An 18,094-nucleotide genomic window follows, 5' to 3' on the forward strand; every position below is an offset into this window, starting at 1 on the left:
TTTAAATGAGTGCTAACAAATTTGATCTTTGGCCTGTTCATCTAATTTCTTTGTCCTCTTTGTCCAAAAACAGATTTAATATGTTATTAGTTGTAAAAGTATCATTGTTAAAAACAACTTTGCTCAAACTTATCATCAATTGTGCCTGCTTTTTCAATCCCATTTCCATAAAAGTTTTTTGCATAGACAATAAAGACAGTTGCAACTAACTCTTCCCGTTCCTCACATGGACTGCATCCTTAAAAAACACTGCATTATCTCCTTCAAATCCTGTAAAATCCAAATATGCAAGTATGGAGAATACGAGAGCGTCTATTTCATTAAATTCACTCTGCAAAAATGACAACTCCCCTCTCCATTCCAGGTAATCAAACATGCCGTGACATATTCACACCTTGGGATACTAACTTGGCAAAACAAATGCCTTTCCAGTGTATTTAAAAATATCCCCGGTCATATACAAATGACCAGAGATATAATTAGTATCATGATTTGCCCGTATAACGGGTGTTAATTTATTCCTTCTTGTCAATTTTCTGCGCTACAATAAAAATATTCGGCGGATTCCTATGAAGATTTACGATCTCCAGTACCAGAAAGCCCTTTTTCTGGATTTTCCGCATAAGGCCGATCGGCGTATCAAAAGCCACATAAGGCATCAAATGCAGTTTACTTTTTACAAACTTTTTGACCGAATCTCTTGAAAAATTCCTGCCCAGACAGTCTGTGGCGGATAGAAACACCCCGCCGGGCTTCAGCAGAGACCATATCTTTTCCAGCGCTTCATCCCTGTCCTGCAGATATAAAAGTACATTAAAAGCAGTCACCACATCAAAGCTCTCCGGTTCACCGCTGAAATTCATCATATCTGTATGACAGAAGGTAATATTCTGACACCTTTCCCCCGCTGCCTTCTGCACCGCTTTTTCCATCATCTCTTCTGATGTATCAATAGCCACGATCTCCTTCACCTTCTGCGAGATAGGGATGGTGGTATTCCCTGTCCCGCATCCAAAATCCAGGACTTTTGCCTCCTCATGCAGGTACGGCAGTGAACGTTTCACTGTTTTTTTATAAGCCATTTTATATTCCTTCCATACCTGGTCGTCATAAATTCCGGATCTCCTGTTCCAGAAATATTCATTGTCTGATGGTTTTTTTGACATCTCATGTTTCCCCTTTCCTGACATTACCACGGACTGCATCCGCTGTTTAATCCATTATAAAAATCTGCGGAGCAGCCATTCTTTTCCCTCTGTATAGGGCTGATAGCGAATAGGCAGATCTATGATATCCGACTTCTTCACCACACTCTTTTTATGGCTGAAGGTATCAAAACTTTCTTTTCCATGATAACTCCCCATACCGCTTCCGCCCACTCCGCCGAAGCCCATATGGGGCGTAGCCAGATGAATGATCGTATCGTTAATACAGCCCCCGCCAAAAGAAAGATTCCTTAAAACCCTTTTCTCCGTCCTCGCATCCCTTGTAAAAAGGTACAAAGCCAGCGGCTTCTCCCTTTCTTTTATAAACTTTATTGCTTCTTCTATCTCTCCGAACGTGAGTACCGGAAGCACCGGGCCGAAAATCTCCTCCTGCATCACAGGAGATCCTTCCGTAATACCGGTCAGTACCGTAGGCGCGATCTGCAGACGCTTCTCATCCCCATAACCGCCCGTCTCAGCCTTCTCACCCTTAAGCAGTCCCATCACCCTGTGGTAATGCTTCTCATTGATCATCCGCGGATAATCCGGATTTTTCAACGGTTCCTTTCCAAACATCTGCCTGATAAAATGCTTCACATAAACCAGAAATTTCTCTTTTACATCCTCCTGCACAAGCAGATAATCCGGCGCCACACAAGTCTGCCCGCTGTTCAAATATTTACCGAACACCAGCCTTTTGGCCGCCATCTTCAGATTAGCCGTATTGTCCACGATACAGGGACTCTTCCCCCCGAGTTCCAATGTGACCGGCGTCAGATACCGGGCTGCCTTTTCCATCACCAGCCTGCCCACTGTTACACCGCCCGTAAAAAAAATATAATCAAACCGCTGCTCCAAAAGCTCCTGATTCTCCGCCCGTCCCCCTTCCACCACAGCTACAAATTCCGGCGGAAAAGCCTCACGGATCATCTTAACGATCACAGCCGACACATGCTTCGCATATCCGGAAGGTTTCAGTATACAACAATTCCCGGCAGCAACCGCCCCGATCAGGGGGTCCATACAAAGCATAAAAGGATAATTCCACGGCGCCATCACCAGCACCACCCCGTAAGGTTCATACGTCACAAAACTCCTGGACGGAAACTGCGCCAAAGGCGTGGGCACCGTTTTCTTCCTCATCCACCCCTTCAAATGCCTCTTCACAAAATCCAGCTCACTGAAAACCATCCCCATCTCCGTCATATAAGACTCAAAAGAAGATTTATGCAGATCCTGATACAAAGCATGCCGTATCTCCCCCTCATTCCTCTTCACAATCTTCTCCAAACGCTCCAGCGCCTGCATCCGAAACGCCAAAGACTTCGTATGTCCCTTCTCAAAAAACCTCCTCTGCCCCCGCACCAGTTCATCTATTTTCATACACCTACCTCTTTTCCGCACTTTCCCCTATTGTAATACATTTCCCCAAAAAGAACAAGGCACCTCTATCCCCCTCATTATTTCCGTACAATACACTCCCTCCTCAAGCCCCCTTCACTACCTAGTCAGAAACCCCCGGCTCCCTGTCTTTCTCTTCCGTCCGCCTTTCAATCCCAACAAACTAAAAAAGCCGAAAAAAGGCATTTCCCACCCTTTTCCGGCTTTCCCACCATTAAATCAACAACCTTGTCTGCCAACACCACGATACCGCCGCATCGCAGCCCCCCAAATCTTATCCCTCTACGATCAAATACTGCCCATTCGGCAGCGGAAATACTTCACTTGCCTCCTCGATCTCATCCAGGGACATTCCATCCACATCCATCCCGTTTTCCTCAAAATACTCCCTGACTTCCTCAATAGACTCCACCACAACAGCCATACAGTCCTCCAGAAAGGCCTCAGCCTCCTCCACAGTCTCCGCCACCGGCTCGGCAAACAGCTGCCCCTGATTCTGTAAAAATGTGAGTAAGCATTCATCACTGAATTCGTTCATTCTGCATATCCTCCTTTAATGATTATATTATTTAAAACGGTTTCCACCCGTTTTGTTTCCGCTCTGCACGCCCTTTTCACTGTCTCTTTTGCATCACCTGCGGCATAGCTGTACTTTACTCTGGCAAGCATCTCCAGATCATTATAATTGTCACCAAAGGCTGCGCACTCCTCCGGTCTGATGTGCAGGCTCCGCTGCAGTATCTCCATGGCGTTTCCCTTATCCGCGCCCTTTGGCATCATATCCAGCCAGGCAAATCCGGAGGTCACCACGGTGGCTCTCTCCCCGAATTTTTCTTTCCAGTAAGGATAGATTTCCTCCACCCCTGCCTCCTCATACACCGATATCTTCAGGTATGGCTCCTCTATACGGAAAATATCATCCATAAGAGTTACATCATTTTTCACAAAATTAGCGATATGGTCATAAAAAGATTCCTGTTTTGGCTGGACATAACATGTGCTCTCACCGGAGACCAGAGCCTCCGCGCTTTCCTTCTTAAGAATGTTCTCCAGTATCTCATCTCCTAATGTCCTGTCAAACACATCTTTATGTAGGACTCTGCCCTGATAGACCACAAGCGCGCCATTTTCACAAATATATGCGATATCATCCTTCACAGGCTCAAACAATCTGCGCAGATTGGGATACTGCCTGCCGCTGGCTGCCACAAATAAGATTCCCATTTCAGATAGTTTTTTGATCATCCCTACCGCTTCTTTGGAAATTTCCCTTGTCCCCTGCAGAAGCGTTCCGTCCAGATCACTGGCAATGAGTTTCAGCATGATTTCTCTCCTTCACAAATGCCAGCACTTCATTTGGTCTGTCCACTATTTTTTTAGCCTCATGTTCTTCCAGCTCTTTTCTGGGGCGGAATCCCCATGTGACGCCAATCGTAAACATTCCCGCCGCCTTTCCCGTATCCATATCCGTATTGGTATCCCCCAGATACAGACATTCATCCGGTGTGACCCCAAGCCTTTCCGCAATGGCCAGGGCACCAACCGGGGATGGCTTTCTGGGAACCGAAGAGGTCTGCCCTTGTACCGCATGGAACAGCCCTTCACCAAAAATCCGATTCACCACACCCACGGCCGCGTGATGGGGCTTATTGGAAAATACGGCAATGGATATCCCCTCCGCCTTCAGCCCTACCAGCAGTTCTATAATACCGTCAAATGGTTTTACATGATAAAAAGGGTCCTCCTCAAACCACTTCCGATAGAGGGCCTTTGCCTCCTCATAGTCCACCTTTCCGGTACCGCCGGAAGCTTCTAAAATCCGTTTCACCAGTTCATCGGCACCGTCCCCCGCGAAATAGTTATACTCCTGGATCTGCCTCTTTTGGAGTCCGTAATGGCAAAGAAGCCTGTTTCCCACAACACCGATGGATTCCACCGTGTCCGCTATGGTTCCGTCCAAATCAAATATACATGCCCGAATCATGAATGCCACTCCTTTATGTCTATTCCCATATGTTTTAATTCCTGATAAAGCCTGGCCAGGGGAAGGCCCACCACATTACTGTAATCACCGTCTATCTTCTCCACAAACACTGCGGATCTGCCCTGGATCCCATAGGCCCCCGCTTTGTCCATAGGCTCCCCGGTCCTCACATAGGCATCGATCTCCTGCTCAGACATGGGATAAAAAACAACCTCTGTCTTTTCAAAGAAGCTCTTTTCTGTCTCAACGCCATCCTGCCGTAAAAAAAGAGTCACACCTGTGTATACCTGGTGGGTATTGCCCTGGAGACGCTCAAGCATGTCCCTGGCCATACACACGTCCGCAGGTTTACCCAGAATGGAATCCTGAAAAGCCACCACGGTATCTGCTCCGATCACCAGCACATCCCCGGATGTCTTTTCAAAAACCTCCCTGCCCTTGCAGCGGGACAAATCCTGTACCACCTCCCGGGGTAGACTGGATGTCATGATCTCCTCCGCATTGCTCGGACATACATCAAAAGCCACCCCGATCTGCTCCAGCAGCTCCCTGCGTCTTGGAGAAGCACTGGCTAATATTATTTTTCTCATATTTACTCCCTGCTTCCTTCCTCTCAATACTTTTTTAAGTATAGCGTTTCTCCCTCTTCCATGCAATATAATTTTTTGCCAAATTTTTCTTTTGTGTATTACAATATCTGATATTATTTTACCAGAATTTACGAAAAAAGGTACAGGCAGTAGAATCCCGCTGCCCGGCCAAATTTATTTCCCCTTTAAAAAACCGGGGATATAGGATATAATAGACACCAGGAAAACCTCTTACCATTGCTTAACACAGAATCAAGGGAGCGATTTATGAAAATACTTTTTACCGACCTGGACGGCACTCTGCTCAACGATGAAAAACAGATTCCGGAAATCAACTCCACAGCCGTAAAGCAAACACTCTTAAAAGGGAATGCCGTTGTGATCTGCACAGGGCGCTCCTATTTTTCCGCTAAAAAGTTTGTGGACAAACTGGGTCTCGATCAGAAGGGATGCTATGCCATCCTCTACAACGGGGGCATGATCTATGACTGCTGCACCGGAGCCATACTCTATAAAAACACTATGCCCATGTCCTATGTAAAATACATTTTTGAGCAGGCCGCACGTTTTGACCTATACTGCCAGACTTATGAGGGCGACCATGTTGTCACCCCCAAAGACAGACCGGAAGCGGCCCAGTACCACTGGTCCTCCCAGATGGAGGTGCTGGTTGACCCTGACCTTCTTAAGCACCTCAAAGAGGAGCCTGTCAAAGTGCTGACTTCCTGTCTGGATGACAGAAAAAAACATGAGGCATACCGGGATCATATGCTTTTCTGGGCCAAAGGAAAAGTTTCCATCTTCTTCTCCAGTGAATATTATCTGGAGCATGTTATGGAAGGTGTCTCCAAAGGTGCTGCCATCCGCTGGCTCTGTCAATATCTGCATGTGCCCATAGAACAGACCATCGGTGCCGGAGACGCCGAAAATGACCTGTCCATGCTGGATGCCGCAGGCTTTGCCGTATGTATGAAAAACGGCACTCAGGAGGCCAAAGACCATGCGGATTATATCACCATACGGGACAATAACCGGGGCGGCGTGGCTGAGGTCATTGAAAAATTCATGTAAAATTTATGAAATAGGTCTTCCAATCTTCTGTTAAAAAGTATTATAATGGTAATACTAAGAATAGTTATTTGAAAGGAAAGGGATTAATATGGGTAGTTTTGGAAAAAAATTATTGGGTTTTAGTGTGATCGGTGCGGCTGCCGGCGCGGCATTTTATTATTTGAAAAAACAAAAAGAAGAAGATCCTGATCTGGAAGAAGATTTCGCAGATTTCCAGGACAATGTAAAGGAAACCGCTGCGTCTGCCAAAAACGTGGCCAGCAAGCTGAAAGAAAAAGTGGAAAAAACAGTGGAAGAGACTGTAAATAAAGTAAAAGAACACACTGATGACATTCTGGATGACCTGGATGATGAGGACATTTTCGAGGATGACGACATGGATCTGGATGATCTGAAGGAAGATATAAAAGAGACCGCAGAGGATGTCAAAGACGATTTAAAAGATGCTGCCGAGACCGCTAAAGACGGAGCTGCAGAAACCGCCAGGGACGTGAAGGACGCTGTGGAAAAAAGCGTAGAACAGGTGTCTGAGGATCTGAAGGCAAGAATGGAAAACGCCAAAAAAGCTATGGAAAACAGCAGTTCCGAGAATACAGAAAAAACAGAAGAATAAATAACGCAGCAGTTCATCTCTCTGCATTGCTGCGGAATATCATAGAAACCCCGGGCGGCCTGTACAGGCCGTTTCCCGGGGTTTCTGTCTCTTGTTTTACTCCTGACCGGCATCCAGATGCTCCAGTATCCGCCGTTTATACTCTAAAAATCCCTCTGTCAGATTAAAGTTACCGGGTCTTGGACGCGGTTCCTGTATGCGTATTTCCCCGGTGATGCGTCCCGGTTTACCGGTGAGCAGATAGATCCTGTCTGACAATACTATGGCCTCGTCAATGTCATGGGTTATAAAGATCGTGGACAGATGGATCTGCTCCATCACCTGCAGGTACCACTCATGCATGGCACGCTTGGTCAGAGTGTCAAGAGCTGAAAACGGCTCGTCCAAAAGGGCCAGTTTCCGGGAAAACAGATAGGTCCGAAGAAGGGCTGCCCTCTGGCGCATACCGCCGGAGAGCTGGCTGGGATACTTCTTCTGCGTCCCTTCCAGCCCGAATTCCTGAAAATAAGGCTGTACCTTTTCCCGTGCAGCCTTTTTCTTTTCTCCTTTTATGAGAAGAGGAAGGGCTGCATTATCCTCAATGGTCCTGTATGGGAGCAGCATGTCTTTCTGAAGCATATAGCTTACATTTCCGGGACAGCCGGTAATCTCCTTCCCATCCAGAAAAACATGTCCCTCTTCCGGTTTCTCCAGGCCGGAGATCACATTAAAAAGGGTTGTTTTACCGCCTCCGCTGACCCCTAAAAGGCATACCAGCTCCTGGTCATGAAGTTCAATGGTAATATCCTCCAGGATCTTTACTCCGTCAAAAGATTTACTCACATTTGAAACCTTTAGTTCCGCCATATCTTACCTCCGGAGATCTGTTTATTCCGGCAGATAGTCATTGGAAAATCCCGCGTTTTCCGGAATCTCTGCCTCTGACAATCCGTTTTCATTTAACCAGCTGTAGAAGGCATTCCATCTGGCCGGGTCTATATATCCCCACTGACTGACCTCTGCCTTATACTGGTCTTTTAAGTATTCCTGGCTGGCCTTCACCAGTTTTTCATCCAGTTCCGGGGAAGCTTTCAGAAGAATATCCGCCGCTTTGTCCGGGTCCTCAATGGCCTCCTCATATCCTTGTTTCACAGCCCTTAAAAACGCCTTAGCCGTATCCGGCTCCTTTTCCAGAAACTCATTGTTGGCGATCACCACCGGTGTGTAGTAATCAAATACAGGATTGACGTCCTTAAACGCAAAATAATCCGTCTCCAGGTCCGCAGTCTCTGTGGCGATCCCTGCCCATGCGTAGAAGGTCCATATGGCATCCACGGATTTGGATCTGAGGGCAGATACTTCGTCTGTGACAGTGCTTGGGATCAACTCTACTTTTGAGAAATCCCCTCCGTCTTTTTCCACCACATTTTGCAGCATAGCTTTCTCAATCGGCCCGTCCCAGGTTGCATATTTCTTTCCTTCCAGACCTTTCGGGTTATCCATCCCCTCCCCTTTTCTGGAAATGATGCCGGACGTATTATGCTGGATCAGTGCAGCTACCGCTGTGTTTGGCAGAGCATTTTTCCCGGCCACACCCGGAGCCATACTGTCCTGGAAGGAGACGCCAAACTGCGCCTTTCCTGATGCCACCAAAGCATCCGCCCCATCCTCCGGAGGCTGTACGATCTCCACATCAAGGCCTTCTTTTTCAAAATAGCCCTTCTCTTTTGCAACATAAAATCCGGTGTGATTGGTATTCGGCGTCCAGTCCAGCACGAACGTGATCTTCTCCAAATCCTTTGAACCACTGTCTTTATCCTCAGTATTTTCAGCGGCAGAATCCTTGTTTCCCTTGTCCTCACCGCTGCCGCAGGCAGTCATGGATGTGAGCACACAGGCGGCAAGGAAAGCTGCCAGAATCTTCTTTTTCATTTAATCGTCCTCTCTTTTCTGTCTTATTTTACCTTTTCCCAGGGCATGCATTTTTTCTGCAGGATATCCACCAGCTTCATGAGAAGAAGGCTGATAATGGATATTAGAAAAATAACAGCAAACATTTTATCAAAAGCAAACGCCTTTTTCACACGGATCATATACACGCCAAGCCCGGAAAACCCGCCAAGCCACTCAGAGATGACCGCACCCACAACAGAATAGGAAGCGGAAATGCGGAGGCTGGCAAAAAAACGGCCCATGGCGCCAGGCATTTTAATATATCTGAATATCTGGAGACTGCCTGCCCCCATGCTTTTTAAAAGATTCATCATATCCTTATCCGCAGAACGGAAGCCCTCCAGAAGTCCTATGGTGATAGGGAAGAAGGTCACGATCACGATCAGGATGACCTTTGGCAGCATCTCGTACCCGAACCACAGCACAAGAAGCGGTGCTATAGCCACTGTGGGCACGGTCTGGGTAATGACGATGAGCGGATAGAAGGCTTTGTAAAGCTTTTCAAAATGATCCATGAGAACCGCCATGATAAACCCAAAAGCCACACCGCAGAAAAGTCCCGCTGCCGCCTCAAGAAGCGTAACCCCGGAATTTTCCATGAGCAGCGGAAATTCACTGACAAAGGCTTTCACCACCTGCACCGGCGAGGGAAGCATGAAGTTGGGGACCAGACCAGCCATGGAGACAAACTGCCAGATGATCAGGATAGCAGACAGGGCCGCCGCTGCCCAGAGCTTACTGGTGGTGCTTTGTAACTTTTTTCTCAATGGTCAGCACATCTCCTTCTGGCTTATAAGACACTTTGATATAGGCCGCTACAGAAGGCGCGCCTGCACGGACTGCAATATGCTGGCATTCTTTTACAATATCCATCAGTTCATCGTAGTCACCTTCAATGGCCGTCTCAAAAGGCCCTACATAATAGTTCAGCCCTGTACTCTTAATATAGCCGATCACCTCGTCCACAATACGGATCAATTCCTCGTCATTCTCTGCCTCCGGCAATGTCTGGATCGCTACACTTGCATTCATTTTCATTTCCTCCTTAGAATCTTTATAAGTTTCACTTTTTTTCTGCGGGGATCTTTGCTATCCCATAGAAAGCGCACAATGTGGACTTTCTATTCACATAAACAAAAGCTCCCGGCAGGTTTTACCTGAACAGGAGCTGGTTATCAGAACAAATGCGCACCGGCCTGCGGTGCCTCTCTTATGCTCCCTACGCCGGCATTACCCGGATCAGGTTAAGGGTGAAAAACGATTACGGTTTTACTCTCAGCCGGACTTCTCTCCAGCTCCCCTGTTGTCTTCTCAAGTGTACTTCATTGTAAAATAATTGTCAAGTCAATCCTCCTGCCCTTCTATTTTTTCTCTTCCGTTCCAGGCTTCCGCAAGCCTTTTCATGCCTTTCTCCAAATCTTCCTCCGACATGGTGGCATATCCCAGAAGAACCGTTGCCGGCATTTGAGGCGCCTTACCGCTGACCAGGAATTCGGACAATCCGTAAACTCTGACACCGGCTTTTGCTGCCATTTCCACTGCTTCCTGTTCGGATGATCCGTTTTTAAAATGTATCAGAAGATGGACCCCCGCATTTTCACCGGAACAGGTGCACACGTTTCCCATGTCCTCTTTCAGCCAGTGCAGGAGCAGGTCATGTTTTCCTTTATAGAGGCTGCGCATTCTGTTTAAATGCCGCTCGTAATAGCCTTCCCTCAAAAAAAGCTCAAGAATCTTCTGATCCGCCCTGGAAACCGTGACGGAGAAGGGGTTCTCCCCCCTTAGATACCGCTGCATCAGTTTCTTTGGCAGTACCATATAACTGATTCGGATGGAGGGTGCAATAGACTTTGAGAAAGTTCCAAGATAGATGACCCGCTCCTCCTTATCAAATCCCTGTAAGGCAGGTATAGGCTTTCCTTTGTAGCGGAATTCACTGTCATAGTCATCTTCTATGATGTAGCGATCTCCCCTCCCCGCCCATTTCAGGAGGGACAGGCGGCGTTTCAGGGGCATGACCGTCCCCATGGGAAACTGGTGGGAGGGCATGACATAGACCATATCTGCTCCGGTTAGCTCCAGGTCATGTACATCAATGCCCTGTGTGTCCTGGTTCACAATACATCTCTCAAATCCCATATGCCCGAAGTCATGCCAGGCGCTTCTGTATGTAGGGTTCTCCATGGCAATTTTTCTGTCCTTCCCAAGGATCGTGCAGAGCAGCATCAAAAGATAATCATTCCCAGCCCCCACAAGAATCTGTTCCGGTTGGCAGTGAACACCCCTGGCCTGATAGAGATACGCGGAGACAGCCTGTCTAAGGGACAATTCCCCGCAGGGGTCCCCCAGCGAGAAGAGCGCATCCTGTGCATCTGTCAAGACCTGCCGCGACAATTTCCGCCATGCGTTGTGAGGAAAACTGCCGGGGGCAATTCCGTTCAGGGCAAAATCGTAAGCGTATTTGGCCCTGTCCGTCTCTGTCTTTCGTTCCTCCCCCATGCCCGCCCTGTGCCGGACACCTTTTTGAGGGTTGTCAGACCATGCTTGTCTTCCTGCTTCACGCGTTTCCTGTCTTCTGCCTGTGCCGTAATAGAGCCCTTCGATGTCGCATACAAAATATCCCTTACACGGGACCGCCTCAATATATCCCTCTGAGACCAGCTGGTCATAGGCCAAATCCACGGTACTCCTGCTCACGGACAGATTCCCCGCAAGTGCGCGGGAGGACGGCAGCCGCATTCCTGCGGCAAGCCGTCCTTCCTGGATTTCCTGTTTAAAATATTCACATATCTGTTCATACAAAGGCGCTTCCGCCTTAGTGTCCAATGAAATAATCAAATCGTTCATTCTTTTTTCTCTAATTCATGGTCAATGGAAAATATGCACTATAATTTAAAAGAGCTTTTCAAAGAGACGATCCGGTTAAAGACCGGCTCTCCCGGTTTGGAATCATGGCAGTCTGCACAGAAAAAGCCGTTTCTCACAAACTGGAAGCTGTCATACGCCTCGGCCTCGGCCAGCGCCGGCTCCACATAACAGTCTTTCAGCACCACCAGAGAGTTGGGGTTCAGGTTCAGGCTGCCGTCCTCTTTGTTATAGACCCCCTTCTCCTCATCCACAATATTCTCATACAGGCGGCATTCCGCTTTTGCTGCGGTTTTCCTGGCTACCCAGTGAATGGTTCCTTTTACTTTTCTACCGTCAGGGGAATTTCCTCCCTTTGACTCCGGATCGTAAGTGCAGTGAACTACCGTTATATTGCCGTTTTCATCTTTCTCAAATCCGGTACATTTTACAAAGTAAGCGTTCATGAGACGCACTTCATTATCCGGATAGAGACGTTTGTATTTTTTCGGTGGTACTTCCATGAAGTCCTCACGCTCAATATACAGTTCTCTTCCAAAAGGTACTTTTCTGCTGCCAAGTTCCGGGTTTTCCATGTTGTTGGCAACCTCCAGATATTCTATCTGGTCCTCCGGGTAATTGTCAATCACCAGTTTCAGCGGATCTAAAACGGCCATCATACGAGGTTTTTTCATCTTCAGGTCCTCGCGGATGCAGTATTCCAGCATAGCGTAATCCACGGAGCTGTTGGCCTTTGACACACCGCAGAGATCCACAAACATTTTGATGGATTCCGGTGTAAATCCACGTCTTCGCAGAGCGGCAATAGACACCAGACGGGGATCATCCCATCCGTCCACAATGCCGTCCTCAACCAGTTTCTTGATATAACGCTTTCCGGTCACCACATTGGTCAGGTACAGTTTTGCGAACTCGATCTGCTTGGGCGGATGCGGGTATTCCAGTTCCTTCACAACCCAGTCGTAAAGAGGACGGTGGTCCTCAAATTCCAGGGTACAGATAGAGTGAGTCACACCCTCAATGGCATCCTCAATGGGATGGGCAAAATCATACATGGGGTAAATACACCATTTGTCCCCGGTATTGTGATGTGTCATATGAGCCACGCGGTAGATGACCGGATCTCTCATATTGATATTAGGGGAAGCCATGTCGATCTTGGCGCGGAGCACCTTGCTCCCGTCCTCGAACTCCCCGTTTTTCATGCGCTCAAACAGGTCCAGGTTTTCCTCTGTGCTCCTGTTTCTATATGGGCTTTCCTTGCCGGGTTCCGTGAGGGTTCCCCGGTATTCACGGATTTCCTCTGCAGATAAGTCACAGACAAAAGCCTTGCCTTTTTTGATCAGTTTTACGGCTGCCTCATACATCTGTTCAAAATAATCGGACGCGAAATACAGACGGTCCTCCCAGTCTGCTCCCAGCCATTTAATATCCGCTTTAATGGATTCCACAAATTCCACTTTTTCTTTTGTGGGGTTGGTATCATCAAAACGCATATTGAATTTGCCGTGATATTTCTGTGCCAGACCGTAGTTGAGCAGGATAGATTTTGCATGTCCGATATGCAGATATCCGTTGGGTTCCGGTGGAAAACGGGTACAAATCTCCTCGTACTTTCCTTCCTCTAAATCCTTGTCGATAATCTGTTCAATAAAGTTTTTAGAAACGGTTTCTTTTGCTGTTTCCTTTTCCACTTACAGTTCCTCCATCATCTATATTTATGGTAATTTTTTGTCTATGAAATATACTACCATAAAAATGGTAATTTTCAAAGGCTTTACAGGAAAAAATTTAAAAGGGCCGCTGTCAGGCTTTTTCTCAAGCGATTCCTGCCCAAAACCTGACAACGGCCTTATCTTTCCCCAGAAGCCCAATCTGCCGGCCCCTGTTCTTTCATTGATCAGCTCTATTACGGAATCATGTACCTGTAATCAGATATGACTGCATCCATAATCTTCCGAAGTCCTGCCGGAACCGCGGGATTTTCATCCTCCAAAAGGATTTCCACCGGTCCGCCGAAAAGGCGCACCTTTACCCGTTTCTCTTTCCTGTCAAGGACCACAAAACCGTTGTTCTCACTGTCTTCCATGTCAGCCTCATCTGCAAATAAGGTAAATTTGTCTTTATAAGGAGCACTGGAGTACGGGCAGAATGTCTTACAGTTGCCGCACTCGTTGCACATGTAATCCACATGGACAATCTGGCGCATAGCCATACCGGGAACTTTGACGGCAATATTGGCTCTGTTTGGACATACATCCGTACAGTTCTCACAGACAGCCGCACAGTTCAGACATCTGCCGCTTTCTTTGGCCGGTTCCTTTTCACTGTCCAGTAAGCCTTTTTTGCTGTAACAGGATTCCTCACAGCCCTCTTTTTTGAGTTCAGAAACGACTTTCTTCTGAAGGAACGCTGCCGCCGCTTTCTGCGCATCCCGGATTCCTTCCACCACCGTTGCCGGACCGCCCAGACCGTCACCGATCACATAGATACCGCTGCAGGCTTCCAGTGTGGCACTGTCTGCCACAACCTTTCCTCTGTTGTCAAGAGGAAGTCCGTTCGCTTGGTAAAGCGCAGTATCCACACGCTCTCCTACAGCCGCGATCACTGTATCTGCAGGCACGGTTTCCTCCTCGCCGGTCTCTTCCACAGAAGCTCTTCCGGAAGCATCCATCTCCCCCAGTTTCATCTTCCTGCACAGCAGTTTTCCATCTTCCATAGATACCGGGGACAACAGTTCTTTAAACTCAATGCCTTCCTCCTGTACCAGTGTCAGTTCTTCCGCGTCAGCAGGCATATAACGTCTGGTTCTTCTGTATACCAGATAGACATGCTCCACACCTTTTGTGCGCTTGGCTGCTCTGGCTGTATCCATGGCTGTGTTGCCTCCGCCGATGACAACCACGTGTTTACCGAGTTCCACATCCCCATCTTTTACCTTGAACTCTTTCAGGAATTCTGCAGCGTCCACAGGTTCCCCTTTTTCCAGCTTTAATACGCCCGGTTTTCCGGCTCCTGCGGCGAAAAATACAGCGTCAAAGCCCTGGTCTTTCAGCTCTTTGGCAGAAGATACTTCTCTTCCAAGCTCCACTTTTACACCCATTTTGCGGATGATGGCAGCGTCTTTTTCTATGGCTTCCTTTGAGATCCTGAAATCCGGGATCACGTGTGCCACGACTCCGCCCAGAGCATTTTCTTTTTCAAAAATAGTAACATCTGCACCGCCTCTTGCCAGGAAATAAGCCGCTGCCATTCCGGTGGGGCCGCCGCCGATAACTGCTGCTTTTTTGCCTGCTGTCCTTTCAGGAACAGCCAGTTTTTCCATTACCGCATCATAGGCTTTTTCGGCTGCTTTAAGCTTTACATTCCGGATGTGCACAGATTCTTCATAGAAGTTCCTGGTACATTTGTTCATACAGTTATGGGCACAGATCGTTCCGGTGATAAATGGAAGGGGATTCTTGTCAAGGATCACTTCCAATGCCTCCTCATATTTACCTGCAGAGGCAAGTTCCATATAATTGCTCACATCCTGATGAATGGGACATCCAGCCTCACACGGAGCCATAAAACAGTCCATAAGTGGAACATTGTCCTGAACCTTGCGGTTTGGAAGGGGCTTTATGGGTTTTACATGGTGCACATCACGTTTGGCATCCTCGGCAAGTTTTGTGACCGCCTCCACGTCCACACCGGCAAAGGGTTTCAGGCCATCCTGCGCCAGCAGTTCAGCCATCTGTGTACTGCGGTTATATCCGCCCGGTTTTAAAAGGGTGGTCGCCACGGTCACAGGCCAGATACCAGCTCCCACGATCCTGGATATATTGAAATAATCCGCACCGCCGGAATAGGCGATCCGCAGGCGTCCGTCAAACTCTTTTGAAAGCTTTGCCGCCAGGGAAATAGACAGCGGGAACAATGCCTTGCCGGACATATACATTTCTTCGCTGGGCAGTTCCTCTCTGGTCACATCCACAGGGAAGGTATTGGTTATTTTCACCCCAAAGGACAGCCCCAGTCCCTCCGAAAGCTTCATAAGCCTTGTGAACATGGGAACCGCGTCCGCATACTGCAGGTCATCCTTAAAGTGGAAATCGCCGAACATCATATAATCATATCCCATGTCATCCATGGTCTTTCTGGCAAATTCATATCCCAAAAGAGTGGGATTACATTTCACAAAGGTATTGATATGCTTTTCTGTGAGCAGGTAGTTGGCTATGCTCTCGATCTCATGAGGCGGACATCCGTGAAGGGTGGAAATAGTGGCGGAATTACATATGTCCTCCGGGATTGCTTCCACATCTTCTTTTGTATATTTCTCAAATCTGCCGATATTTTCAAGCAGCCATTTCCTGCATTCTGCAAATGTGGCATCCTGACCTGCATGCATCATAGTGTCAATGAAATGATTTATTTTTTCTGATTTGATCCCTGCCAGGTCATAACCCACGCTGATATTGAACTGGAATCCGTCCTGGGCCCCCAGACCCAGCTCTTTTGCCATTACATGCAGGGCAAACCATGCTTTAATATACTCGCTCATGGCATCCGGCACCGTAAGCTCTGTGGACCATTCACAGTTATACCCCTCATCCTCAGCCAGGATACAGGGTTTGTTCACGCAGGCGGACAACTCCGCACCGTCCATGATCTGCACGGTCTTCAGCTCAAAGAAACGGCTGCCTGTATAATATGCCGCAATAATGTTCTGAGCAAGCTGTGTATGCGGACCGGCTGCGGGGCCTATGGGAGTCTCCAGATTTCTTCCGAAGATCTCCGCTTCTGCCTCTTTTGCCACGTACTTTTTATGTGTTCCGAACACCGTTTTACTGGCCTTGTTTTCCTCCAGGATCCAGTCCATGATCTGAGAAAACGGCATACATGTCATCTTATCGCCCATAATAAAAACCTCCCATAAATACCTTATCTTCCATTAATAGAATCTGCTAATTTCTTTGCTTCTTCCCTGCATTTCGCCATAACTTCCGCTTCATCCGCAGCCAGAACTTCCCTGTCTTTCATAAGGATCTTACCGTTACAGATCGTGGTGCTTACCTGTCTTCCGCTCATGCCGAACAGTACATGGCTGTTGATATTTCCTGCGTGCATAGGGGTAAGCGGATCATAATCCATGACGATCACATCTGCTGCCGCACCCTCTTTTAACACACCCAGCTCTTTTTTAAAGTAGCGGCCTGCTATCCCGGCATTGCCCTCAAAGAGCATCTTGGGAACTTCTCCCCATGCTGCATTGGGGTCACAGAGATGGTGTTTGTGAAGGACATTTGCCACCTTGTAGGATTCCAGCATATCATGGGTATATCCGTCTGTGCCAAGTCCGGTCAGGATCCCCTTCTCCACGATCTTCATGGTTGGAGGACATCCGCAGGCATTTCCCATGTTGGATTCGGGGTTATGTACTACCATAGTATCTGTCTCTTTCAGCAAATCCATCTCATGTTCATTGATGTAAATGCAGTGCCCCAGAAGTGTCTTCTCCCCCAGGATCCCGCAGTCCATCAAACGGTCCACGATCCTTTTTCCGTAATGCTTCAGGCAGTGGTGCAGATCTTCAATCCCCTCCGCCACATGAATGTGATAACCGACTCCCTCAGGCTTGTGCGCTGCCGCCATTTCCATTGTCTCATTGGAAATAGTAAAGGATGCGTGCATTCCCATCATACCGGCTATCATATGGCTGTCATCTGCCAGCGCATGGCGTGCGAATCTTTCATTCTCCAGCACAGACTCACGGGCCTTCTCCATCCCGTCCCTGTCGGAAATCTCGTAACAGAGGCAGGTGCGGATCCCCAGGTCTTTTGCTGCCTCACTGATGGCAAACAGACTGTCAGGTATCTGACAGAAGCTGGCATGGTGGTCAAATACGGTGGTCACACCATTTTTAATGCTGTCCAGATACGTGGCGTAGGCGCTGTATTTTGTGCCTTCCAGTGTCAGATGCCGGTCTATGGTCCACCACATACCGTCCAGAATATCCAGAAAACCGTGGGGGTCGTAACCGTCTATGGACAGGCCTCTTGCAAAGGCACTGTAAATATGCTCATGGGCATTGATAAATGCCGGCATGATCACCCCGCCTTTTGCATCCACATACTCTGCATCCGGAAATTCTTTTCTAAGTTCCGCTTCGTCCCCAGCCTTTTTCACCACGCTGCCATCCAGAACTACTGCGCCGTGTTCAAAAAAAGGCGCCTGGTCATCTCTTGTCACAAGCCTTCCGTTCCCAATCATTAACATAGCTTATACCTCCTTGCGCATTCCATACTTGATAGTATTTTGCATTTCCCATATTTATTAATTCCAGTTTATCATTACATAGCAGTAATAGCAAGTGTTTTTCTAAAAATTTTTGAGGTATCACAAATTTTTTTGTATTTCTCCCGGAATGTCTGTTTTTCCTGTTAAAATA

Annotated in this window: 17 protein-coding genes and 1 riboswitch; of the genes, 2 read left to right on the top strand and 15 right to left on the bottom strand. The window is 47.8% G+C overall.

Translation table 11 applies throughout. The features are described 5' to 3' along the window. Positions 1-205 precede the first annotated feature (205 nt). The 7 genes from A4V09_RS25745 to A4V09_RS10165 form a co-directional block, all read right to left on the bottom strand. Entirely contained in the window at positions 206-337 is a 132-nt protein-coding gene (locus tag A4V09_RS25745; RefSeq protein WP_274537198.1) for a hypothetical protein, read from the bottom strand. Positions 338-515: 178 nt separating this feature from the next. Beyond that, a complete protein-coding gene (locus A4V09_RS10140) occupies positions 516-1,166 on the bottom strand; it encodes a class I SAM-dependent methyltransferase (protein WP_065542237.1) in 651 nt (216 codons plus the stop codon). Between the two features lie 54 nt (positions 1,167-1,220). Then, positions 1,221-2,588, bottom strand: a complete 1,368-nt coding sequence (locus A4V09_RS10145; protein ID WP_065542238.1) for an aldehyde dehydrogenase — start codon at positions 2,586-2,588, stop codon at positions 1,221-1,223. Positions 2,589-2,880: 292 nt separating this feature from the next. Then, positions 2,881-3,144 (bottom strand): glyoxalase, encoded by a 264-nt coding sequence (locus A4V09_RS10150; RefSeq protein ID WP_065542239.1) that lies wholly within the window; start codon positions 3,142-3,144, stop codon positions 2,881-2,883. Beyond that, positions 3,141-3,929 carry a Cof-type HAD-IIB family hydrolase gene (locus A4V09_RS10155; protein WP_065542240.1) on the bottom strand — a complete coding sequence of 263 codons (789 nt, stop codon included), beginning with the start codon at positions 3,927-3,929 and terminating at the stop codon, positions 3,141-3,143. Before A4V09_RS10155 ends, A4V09_RS10150 begins: the two co-directional genes overlap by 4 nt. Further along, positions 3,907-4,590: an HAD family hydrolase gene (locus A4V09_RS10160; protein WP_065542241.1), complete on the bottom strand. Its 684-nt coding sequence runs from the start codon at positions 4,588-4,590 to the stop codon at positions 3,907-3,909. Before A4V09_RS10160 ends, A4V09_RS10155 begins: the two co-directional genes overlap by 23 nt. Further along, entirely contained in the window at positions 4,587-5,180 is a 594-nt protein-coding gene (locus A4V09_RS10165; RefSeq protein ID WP_065542242.1) for a Maf family protein, read from the bottom strand. The genes A4V09_RS10160 and A4V09_RS10165 overlap by 4 nt, the downstream gene beginning before the upstream one ends. Before the next feature lie 267 nt (positions 5,181-5,447). Between A4V09_RS10165 and A4V09_RS10170 the strand changes: the two genes are divergently transcribed. Continuing rightward, positions 5,448-6,251, top strand: a complete 804-nt coding sequence (locus A4V09_RS10170) for a Cof-type HAD-IIB family hydrolase (protein WP_065542243.1) — start codon at positions 5,448-5,450, stop codon at positions 6,249-6,251. A gap of 88 nt (positions 6,252-6,339) precedes the next feature. Then, positions 6,340-6,864, top strand: a complete 525-nt coding sequence (locus tag A4V09_RS10175) for a hypothetical protein (protein WP_065542244.1) — start codon at positions 6,340-6,342, stop codon at positions 6,862-6,864. 96 nt (positions 6,865-6,960) lie between these two features. On the opposite strand, the gene A4V09_RS10180 is transcribed toward A4V09_RS10175, so the two are convergent. From A4V09_RS10180 to ssnA, 8 genes are all read right to left on the bottom strand, one after another. Beyond that, positions 6,961-7,710: an ABC transporter ATP-binding protein gene (locus tag A4V09_RS10180; protein ID WP_065542245.1), complete on the bottom strand. Its 750-nt coding sequence runs from the start codon at positions 7,708-7,710 to the stop codon at positions 6,961-6,963. A 21-nt stretch (positions 7,711-7,731) separates the two neighbouring features. Then, complete coding sequence (locus A4V09_RS10185) at positions 7,732-8,775, bottom strand: ABC transporter substrate-binding protein (RefSeq protein ID WP_065542246.1); 1,044 nt, start codon at positions 8,773-8,775, stop codon at positions 7,732-7,734. Between the two features lie 23 nt (positions 8,776-8,798). After that, positions 8,799-9,563, bottom strand: a complete 765-nt coding sequence (locus tag A4V09_RS10190; protein WP_065542247.1) for an ABC transporter permease — start codon at positions 9,561-9,563, stop codon at positions 8,799-8,801. Beyond that, positions 9,532-9,828 carry a thiamine-binding protein gene (locus A4V09_RS10195; protein WP_065542248.1) on the bottom strand — a complete coding sequence of 99 codons (297 nt, stop codon included), beginning with the start codon at positions 9,826-9,828 and terminating at the stop codon, positions 9,532-9,534. The genes A4V09_RS10190 and A4V09_RS10195 overlap by 32 nt, the downstream gene beginning before the upstream one ends. Positions 9,829-9,995: 167 nt before the next feature. Further along, positions 9,996-10,108, bottom strand: a riboswitch (TPP riboswitch). A gap of 32 nt (positions 10,109-10,140) precedes the next feature. Then, on the bottom strand, positions 10,141-11,643 hold the full coding sequence (gene pdxR, locus A4V09_RS10200) for a MocR-like pyridoxine biosynthesis transcription factor PdxR (RefSeq protein WP_065542249.1): 1,503 nt from the start codon (positions 11,641-11,643) through the stop codon (positions 10,141-10,143). Between the two features lie 38 nt (positions 11,644-11,681). Next, on the bottom strand, positions 11,682-13,355 hold the full coding sequence (locus A4V09_RS10205; RefSeq protein WP_065542250.1) for a glutamine--tRNA ligase/YqeY domain fusion protein: 1,674 nt from the start codon (positions 13,353-13,355) through the stop codon (positions 11,682-11,684). A 215-nt stretch (positions 13,356-13,570) separates the two neighbouring features. After that, complete coding sequence (gene ygfK / locus A4V09_RS10210; RefSeq protein ID WP_065542251.1) at positions 13,571-16,564, bottom strand: putative selenate reductase subunit YgfK; 2,994 nt, start codon at positions 16,562-16,564, stop codon at positions 13,571-13,573. A 23-nt stretch (positions 16,565-16,587) separates the two neighbouring features. Beyond that, complete coding sequence (gene ssnA, locus A4V09_RS10215) at positions 16,588-17,922, bottom strand: putative aminohydrolase SsnA (protein WP_065542252.1); 1,335 nt, start codon at positions 17,920-17,922, stop codon at positions 16,588-16,590. Positions 17,923-18,094: the final 172 nt, after the last annotated feature.

Origin of the sequence: Blautia pseudococcoides (assembly GCF_001689125.2) — a bacterium.
Classification (GTDB): domain Bacteria; phylum Bacillota; class Clostridia; order Lachnospirales; family Lachnospiraceae; genus Blautia; species Blautia pseudococcoides.

Excerpts from the sequence above, each read along its gene's own strand:
- A4V09_RS10140 (WP_065542237.1), bottom strand. The coding sequence starts at position 1,166 with ATGTCAAAAAAACCATCAGACAATGAATATTTCTGGAACAGGAGATCC.
- A4V09_RS10145 (WP_065542238.1), bottom strand. The coding sequence starts at position 2,588 with ATGAAAATAGATGAACTGGTGCGGGGGCAGAGGAGGTTTTTTGAGAAG.
- A4V09_RS10150 (WP_065542239.1), bottom strand. The coding sequence starts at position 3,144 with ATGAACGAATTCAGTGATGAATGCTTACTCACATTTTTACAGAATCAG.
- A4V09_RS10155 (WP_065542240.1), bottom strand. The coding sequence starts at position 3,929 with ATGCTGAAACTCATTGCCAGTGATCTGGACGGAACGCTTCTGCAGGGG.
- A4V09_RS10160 (WP_065542241.1), bottom strand. The coding sequence starts at position 4,590 with ATGATTCGGGCATGTATATTTGATTTGGACGGAACCATAGCGGACACG.
- A4V09_RS10165 (WP_065542242.1), bottom strand. The coding sequence starts at position 5,180 with ATGAGAAAAATAATATTAGCCAGTGCTTCTCCAAGACGCAGGGAGCTG.
- A4V09_RS10170 (WP_065542243.1), top strand. The coding sequence starts at position 5,448 with ATGAAAATACTTTTTACCGACCTGGACGGCACTCTGCTCAACGATGAA.
- A4V09_RS10175 (WP_065542244.1), top strand. The coding sequence starts at position 6,340 with ATGGGTAGTTTTGGAAAAAAATTATTGGGTTTTAGTGTGATCGGTGCG.
- A4V09_RS10180 (WP_065542245.1), bottom strand. The coding sequence starts at position 7,710 with ATGGCGGAACTAAAGGTTTCAAATGTGAGTAAATCTTTTGACGGAGTA.
- A4V09_RS10185 (WP_065542246.1), bottom strand. The coding sequence starts at position 8,775 with ATGAAAAAGAAGATTCTGGCAGCTTTCCTTGCCGCCTGTGTGCTCACA.
- A4V09_RS10195 (WP_065542248.1), bottom strand. The coding sequence starts at position 9,828 with ATGAATGCAAGTGTAGCGATCCAGACATTGCCGGAGGCAGAGAATGAC.
- pdxR (WP_065542249.1), bottom strand. The coding sequence starts at position 11,643 with ATGAACGATTTGATTATTTCATTGGACACTAAGGCGGAAGCGCCTTTG.
- ygfK (WP_065542251.1), bottom strand. The coding sequence starts at position 16,564 with ATGGGCGATAAGATGACATGTATGCCGTTTTCTCAGATCATGGACTGG.
- ssnA (WP_065542252.1), bottom strand. The coding sequence starts at position 17,922 with ATGTTAATGATTGGGAACGGAAGGCTTGTGACAAGAGATGACCAGGCG.